The organism is Rhodoferax sp. (assembly GCF_028715765.1).
Taxonomy (GTDB): Bacteria; Pseudomonadota; Gammaproteobacteria; order Burkholderiales; family Burkholderiaceae_C; genus Rhodoferax.
This window is the reverse complement of the sequence record NZ_JAQURE010000085.1, coordinates 1-5,754: the sequence shown is the minus strand read 5'-3', so window position 1 is coordinate 5,754 and position 5,754 is coordinate 1. Positions and strand designations below refer to the sequence as shown.

Here is a 5,754-nt window from a genome sequence, read left to right as displayed (position 1 = left end):
TGCGTGAAATTGCCGATGAGCTGGGTTTGCACGAATCCACCATCAGCCGCGTCACCACGGCCAAATACATGGCCACACCGTTTGGTACCTTTGAGCTGAAATACTTTTTTGGCTCCGGCCTGGGCACCGAATCTGGCGGCAACGCCTCCAGCACGGCGGTGCGCGCCTTGATCAAACAGTTTATTGCAGCAGAAAACCCCAAAAAACCCTTAAGCGACAACCAGTTGGCCGAGATGCTCAAAGAACAAGGTATCGACTGCGCCCGCCGCACCGTGGCCAAATACCGCGAAGGCCTGCGCATTGCCTCGGCCTCGCTGCGCAAAGCGCTCTAACTCAAGATTGTCATGAACCAACTCCAACTCTTCCTCCCCTGCGCCGCTGGCGTAGAAGACTACCTTGCCCCCGAGGTGCTGCGCATCACCGGCCTGCCGCCGGGCTGCATCACCAAACAGCGCGGCGGCGTGGCGGTGCGCACCGGGTTTGCCCACGCCATGCGGCTCAACCTCTACAGTCGCCTGGCGCAGCGCGTGCTGGTGCTGCTGAGCTACACCGAGTACCGCTCTGAGCAAGACCTGTACCGTGCCGCCAGTGAGGTGGCATGGGAGCGCTGGTTTACCCCGCGCGAGTCGATCAAGGTCGAGATCACCGCCCAGCACAGCCCGCTGACCAGTCTGAACTTTGCCGCGCTCAAGATCAAGGACGCGGTTTGCGACCGCTTTCGCAGCGTGGCCGGTGGCGTGCGCCCCGATGTCAACACCCAGTGGCCGGACGTGCGCCTCTACGCGCACCTGACCACCGATTCAGCGTCGCTGTACATCGACACCTCGGGTGAGCCGCTGTTCAAACGCGGCTGGCGCGAAGACAAGGGCGACGCGCCGCTGAAAGAAACCCTGGCCGCGGCCATGATTGCCGCCAGCGGCTGGCTCGATGGCGAAGGCGACTTGCAGCCGCTGTACGACCCCTGCTGTGGCAGCGGCACGATTCTGATCGAGGCCGCACAAATGGCCTGCAACATGCCCGCCGGTGGCCAGCGCCGCTTTGCTTTTGAGAAATATGTACCGCATCGCAAAGCCGATTGGGACGCTATCAAACAAGAAGCTGCTGATGCAGTGGTGATGCCGGACGCAGGCCAACAGCCTATTATTTTTGGCAGCGACGTGGCGCACCGCATGGTGGACTTTGCCCAGCGCAACGCCGAGCGCGCTGGGGTGGCGGGCGTGATTGAGTTCCGCGGTGGCGACGCGCTGCAGCGCATGCCGCCCATTCCCGTGGGTGAGGGCGGTGGCGTGCTGCTGCTCAACCCCCCGTATGGCGAGCGCATCGAGGTGGCGGGCGTGGCCGCAGCCGGGCGCTCCGGGCGAGAGGATGCTCATAAACATCAAGAAAAATCGGCCTCTAGCCCTTATCAAACAAGCGCTAATAGCTATGAAGACGATAGTGAGGTAGGTGACGAACCGAGCCACAGCGCAGGCTTGAGTTCAGCCACGCCACAGCAGGGGCGCTTTGGTGCACGCGAGTTGCCGCAGACCGAAGGCGCGGGCGAATTTTTCAACCAGCTGGCCAGCCACTGGAAGAAAAACTACGCGGGCTGGACGGCTTGGGTGCTCACCCCCGACCTGAAGTTGCCCGGCAAAATGCGCCTGAAGGAAACCCGCCGTGTGCCGATGTGGAACGGCCCGATCGAATGCCGCCTGTTCCGCTTTGACATGGTGAAAGGCTCGGCGCGCGAGTACAGAAAGTAAAAATGGGGTCAGATCATCGGCCGCCAAGCGGGCGCGTGCTCTGACCCCATTTTTGCGCTGCCGCCAAACTCTTACCACCTCCATGCCCTCACATTCCCAATTCCCGATCGCAGTCACACCAGTGGTGCTTGACACCAACATCGTGTTGGATGCCTTTGTGTTTGATGACCCTGCCGCACGGCCGTTGAAGCAAGCGATGGCGGCACACCAGTTGCAATGGGTAGCCACCAAGGCCATGCGCGACGAGCTGGCGCGCGTGCTGGCGTACCCCAAGGTCACCCCGCGCATGTCGTTTTATGGTGTCACCGCAGCGCATGTGTTGGCGCAGTTTGATGGTCAGACCGAGTGGGTGGACACCGCGGCCAAAGCGCCCACCACCTGCAAAGACCCGGACGACCAAAAGTTCATTGACCTGGCGGTCGCACACCAGGCCTTGTTGTTGAGCAAAGACAACGCCGTTTTGTGCATGAAAAAACGCCTGGCTGCACTGGGTGTGACTGTTGCGCAGCGCTTACCTCAGGAACTCAGGGCGACTCTTGCGGTGGCATCACCGGTGGTGTTTCAATTTCCAGCATGACTTCGTTGCGACGAAACATGGGCAGCGTCCAGGGCGGGTTGTAGCGCGCCAGTTGCGGGCGTCCAATCGGGGTGATGTTTTGCGCTGCCAGCCAGGTTTGCAGCTCATCAGTGCGTTTTCTGATACCAGCTTCGGTGTTAAAGCCCGAATAGCGCAGCACCGCCCAGGTTTTGGCTGGCACTTCATGCACTTGCACCGCCGAGTTGTTGGGCTTGGGCAGGGTTTGCAGGGTGTAGCGGCTGGGCATCACAAACTGCACCCGCCAGCGATTGGCATCTTGCAGCTTCGCTTCTGGCTCTATGCCCACGGGCGCGGTCATGGCGATTTTTTCTGAAGTTTTCCCGGCGCTGGCTCCTGGCGCGGTGTTGTTGCCAAAAATAAAGTCTGCAATGGCACGAAAACCCTTGCCTGAAGCTGCATCCATGTCGCCATCTACCCAGGTTTCAGCCACCAAGAGCGCTGGGTAGCGGCGCAGCTCAATGTGTTCAAACTGGGCAATCACCTCAAATTTGGGTTCTTCAGTGGCCATGGCATTGACTCCATACAGCATGCACAGCAGCCACGCACCACACTGAAAGTAGCGCTTCACTTGGGTTGGCGTGGCGCATCTTCAGCCTTGGGCGTGCCGTCTAGGGTGGCAGGTTGACCCGCCGTAGGCTGGCTGGGTGCCGTGGGGTGGCACATGCGGTCGCCATCCCATTGCTGGCCGCACCAGCAACGTCCGTGAATGTCAATCAGGCAAGTGCCTGTGCCGCAGCAGCGTGTGTCTTGCATGGTGTAAAGCGTTCAAGTCAATCGAATCAAAATCGTAACAGCCAGCGCCAGAGCGCGTGCGGCTGGAATCAATTGACCTGGACAGACGAGGTTTGAACCGTTTGCCTTGAGAGTGAACGTAGATACAAACACCATTGCGCTGGGTCAAGCAGCGCCAGTGTCTGTGCCCTGTGTTGGCGGCCACTTCAGCGCTCTTTGGCTCACAAAATGCCGCGCCTGCCCGGTTACCGGGTCGGTAAAGACCAGTTCTTTGGCCAGCAACTGCAAGGGGTTGGCTGGGTCTGCGTATCCCTCGGGCGTGAGGGTGGGGTAGAGGCCGTCATTGCAAATGGGCAAACCCAGCCCCAGCATGTGCACCCGCAGCTGGTGGCGCTGGCCGGTGCGGGGTTGGAGCTGGTACAGCGCCTGCTGGCCGCGCACTTCAAGCACGTCGATGTGGGTGATGGCGTTGACCGCGCCGGGCACCTCGTGCTGCAGCATGAAGTGCCCAGCAGCCTCCATGCGGCTCTGGCGCGTGAGCGGCAAAACCAGGTCAGCGCGCCAAGGCGCCACTGCCAGGTAGGTTTTGTGCACCTGGTGCTGGCTGAACAAGGCGCTGTAGGCAGCGCGGCTGGTGGGCTGCTTGGAAAACATCACCAGCCCGGCGGTGTCGCGGTCAATGCGGTGAATGGGCACCAGGTCGTTTAACCCCAACTTGTGTTTAAGCCGCACCAAAACGGTTTCACGCAGGTAGCCGCCAGAGGGCACCACTGGCAAAAAATGCGGCTTGTCAACCACCAGCAGATGTGCGTCTTCAAACAGCACCACCTCGTCAAACGGAATGCGCGTCTCATTGGGCACCTCACGAAAGTAATACACGTGTTGGTGTGCCGGGTAGGGCGGCGCGCTGGCTTGCTCGGGGCTGATGACGCGGCCCAGCGCGTCAAACACATCGCCGCGCGCCAAGCGTGCCAGCCAAGTGGCACGGTCAACGCCGGGAAAGCGCTGGGTCAAGAAATCCAACAGCGAGTGCCATGGGCCAGGTACCAAGCTGACACAGCTGGCGCCTATGCCTTGGCGCGGGCTGGGGCGAAAGGCGTGCTGGCTCAACGTGTGCCGTCAGGCGTGGCGTGCAAACACCACATCCCACACCCCATGGCCGAGTTTGATGCCGCGGTTTTCGAACTTGGTCAGCGGGCGGTAGTGCGGTTTGGGGGCGTAGCCCAGCAGTTCGGGGTGGCTGGTGGCAGCGGTGTTGGTCAGCCGCGGCTCGGCGCTGAGTACTTCCAAAATTTGTTCGGCATAGGGCTGCCAGTCGGTGGCGCAATGGAGGTAGCCGCCCACTTTCAGGCGTGCAGCCAGTTTGGCCACCAACGGCGCTTGAATCAGGCGGCGCTTGTTGTGTTTCTTTTTATGCCAGGGGTCGGGGAAGAAAATGTGCACGCCGTCCAGGCTGCGCTCGGGCAGCATGTGGTCTATCACCTCCACAGCATCGTGGGCGCAGATGCGGATGTTGTGCAGGTCTTGCTCGCCAATGCGTTTGAGCAGCGCACCCACACCGGGCTCATGCACCTCGCAGCACAAGAAATGGGTGTCAGGCAGCAGCGCGGCAATGTGCGCAGTGGCCTCGCCCATGCCAAAACCAATTTCCAGCACCAGTGGCTGAGCTTGTGCATCATTTAGGCCTCTAGCGCTTGATATATCTGCGTAAGCAGCTACAAAATCAAGAGCTTCAGGCTGGTAAGGCAAGAGGAATTTGGGCCCGAGTTCATCAAACGCTTTGGTTTGCCCAGTGGTCACGCGGCCAGCGCGGCGCACGAAACTTTTGATGGTTTTGGGAAAAGCCACATCAGCCAGGGTTTGCGGGCGCAAGCGCGGCGCGCGGGGCGGTGTGGGGGTGTTTTGAGAGGGGCGGGTGGTGTCGTTCACGGGGGCAGATTGTAGAGAGGGCTGTTGTGGCGTCTCTGGTTGGGCTTGGTTGCTGTTTTGGTGAATCTCGCATTGGTGTTGCTTTGGTGGTTCTGGCACGGCGCGGCGGCTGGGTCAAACCCGCAACACATAAACCCCATAACACCCCAAAAATCACCAACCACACGACTTTGAATCCCACGGGATAGTGAATCCGTAACCGGCGACGCTTTTCAAAGCCATTGCCCGCGCCATTGCGTCACCCACTGACCCAAGGCATCTGCAACTGCACCGCTGGCAGCAGCCAGACCCAGCACTCTAGCTGCGGCGTTGAGCGTGGCCAGTGGTTGGGTGGTGTCAAGCGCTTGGGCGCCGTTTTGCTTGCTTAATTTGTGCCCGTCTGGCCCAAGAACCAAAGGCGTGTGCAGGTAGCGTGGTGTGGGCAACCCCAGCGCGCGCTGCAGCATGATTTGCCGAGCCGTGTTGTCGGCCAAGTCGGCACCACGCACCACGTCGGTGATGCCTTGCGCGGCATCGTCCACCACGACTGCCAGCTGGTAGGCAAAGCAGCCGTCGGCGCGTTTCAAAATGAAGTCGCCCACCTCGAGCGCCACATCTTGGCTTTGCCAGCCCAGACGGCGATCCAACCATTGCACGCTGGCCATTGGCGGCAAAGTGCCTGTTTCCAAGGTACTCAAAGGGGCAAGGCTTGGGGCATCTGGGGACATCACCCAAGTGTTGCTTGCTTTATTATGTATAGCTGCTTGCGCACTA

Annotated in this window: 7 protein-coding genes and 1 pseudogene; 3 read left to right on the top strand and 5 right to left on the bottom strand. The window is 60.5% G+C overall.

Going from position 1 to position 5,754, the window contains the following annotated elements; genetic code table 11:
• The 3 genes and pseudogenes from PHT20_RS16170 to PHT20_RS16160 all read left to right on the top strand — a co-directional run.
• A pseudogene (locus tag PHT20_RS16170) lies at nt 1–332 on the top strand (RNA polymerase factor sigma-54); the annotation flags it as partial.
• Between the two features lie 12 nt (nt 333–344).
• The gene (locus tag PHT20_RS16165) at nt 345–1,742 is read left to right on the top strand and encodes a THUMP domain-containing protein (RefSeq protein WP_301021334.1); all 1,398 of its coding nucleotides are present in this window, start codon (nt 345–347) and stop codon (nt 1,740–1,742) included.
• 82 nt (nt 1,743–1,824) lie between these two features.
• Nucleotides 1,825–2,319 carry a putative toxin-antitoxin system toxin component, PIN family gene (locus PHT20_RS16160; RefSeq protein ID WP_301021333.1) on the top strand — a complete coding sequence of 165 codons (495 nt, stop codon included), beginning with the start codon at nt 1,825–1,827 and terminating at the stop codon, nt 2,317–2,319.
• Here the strand turns inward: PHT20_RS16160 and PHT20_RS16155 are convergent.
• From PHT20_RS16155 to PHT20_RS16135, 5 genes are all read right to left on the bottom strand, one after another.
• Nucleotides 2,267–2,848 (bottom strand): heme-binding protein, encoded by a 582-nt coding sequence (locus PHT20_RS16155; RefSeq protein ID WP_301021332.1) that lies wholly within the window; start codon nt 2,846–2,848, stop codon nt 2,267–2,269. The genes PHT20_RS16160 and PHT20_RS16155 overlap by 53 nt on opposite strands.
• Before the next feature lie 56 nt (nt 2,849–2,904).
• A complete protein-coding gene (locus PHT20_RS16150; RefSeq protein WP_301021331.1) occupies nt 2,905–3,093 on the bottom strand; it encodes a hypothetical protein in 189 nt (62 codons plus the stop codon).
• Between the two features lie 144 nt (nt 3,094–3,237).
• The gene (locus tag PHT20_RS16145; RefSeq protein ID WP_301021330.1) at nt 3,238–4,182 is read right to left on the bottom strand and encodes a pseudouridine synthase; all 945 of its coding nucleotides are present in this window, start codon (nt 4,180–4,182) and stop codon (nt 3,238–3,240) included.
• Nucleotides 4,183–4,191: 9 nt separating this feature from the next.
• Entirely contained in the window at nt 4,192–4,944 is a 753-nt protein-coding gene (gene trmB / locus PHT20_RS16140) for a tRNA (guanosine(46)-N7)-methyltransferase TrmB (RefSeq protein WP_301021335.1), read from the bottom strand.
• A gap of 269 nt (nt 4,945–5,213) precedes the next feature.
• Nucleotides 5,214–5,754, bottom strand: a 541-nt coding sequence (locus PHT20_RS16135) for a glutamate--tRNA ligase family protein (RefSeq protein ID WP_301021329.1), incomplete at its 5' end; no start/stop codon positions are given.